This window comes from Mesorhizobium sp. WSM4848 (assembly GCF_055811375.1).
Genome location: NZ_JBVVPX010000114.1, coordinates 1 through 757 on the forward strand (window position 1 = coordinate 1; position 757 = coordinate 757).

Consider the following 757-nt stretch of genomic DNA (forward strand, 5'->3'; position numbering starts at 1 on the left):
TCGACGGCAAGTCGATGCGTGGCGCCTTCGAGAAGGGCCGCCAGTTCGCGCCGCGCATGATGGTGTCGGCCTGGGGCGCGCAGTTGCGCATGACGTTGGCGGCCTTGCCGGCACAGGGCGGCAACGAGGCCAGGGCGGCCATCGAACTGTTGCGCCTGATCGACCTGCGCGGCGCCGTGGTTACGGCCGATGCGCTGCATTGCTCGACCCGCATGGCCGAGGAGATCACGCGGCGCGGCGGCGACTATGTGCTGGCCTTGAAGGGCAATCAGGGGCTGCTTCTGGCCGATGCCGAGCGCCTCATCGCCGGCCGCCCAACGCCCAAGGCGGCGCTGGCCGTTACCGAGGAGGTGAGCCACGGGCGCCTGGAGCGGCGGGCGGCGCGTGTCGTGCGTGCGCCGGGGCTTGGCCGCAAGCACGGCTTTGCCGGCCTCGCAGCCATCGGCGAGGTCAAGCGCACGCGTGTGATCGATGGCAAACGGCAGGAAGAGTGCTGTCTCTATGTGCTCTCGCGACCGATGTCCGCCAACGACCTGCTCGCCGTCGTGCGCCGTCACTGGGATGTCGAGAATGGCCTGCACTGGCAGCTCGACGTAGTCTTCCGCGAGGACGACTGCCGGACCAGAAAGGATCACGGCCCCGAAAACCTCGCTCTGCTTCGGCGATTCTGCCTCAATACCTTTCGAGCCGACAGCAAAAAGGACACCATGCGTGGCAAAATGATGCGTGCAGGCTGGAACGATGCTTATCTCTTCCA

General features: G+C 66.6%; 1 protein-coding gene. It reads left to right on the forward strand.

Translation table 11 applies throughout. The features are described 5' to 3' along the window. The coding region (locus tag AC0L16_RS33535) for an ISAs1 family transposase (RefSeq protein ID WP_473625807.1) at positions 1-757 on the forward strand (757 nt) is incomplete at both ends.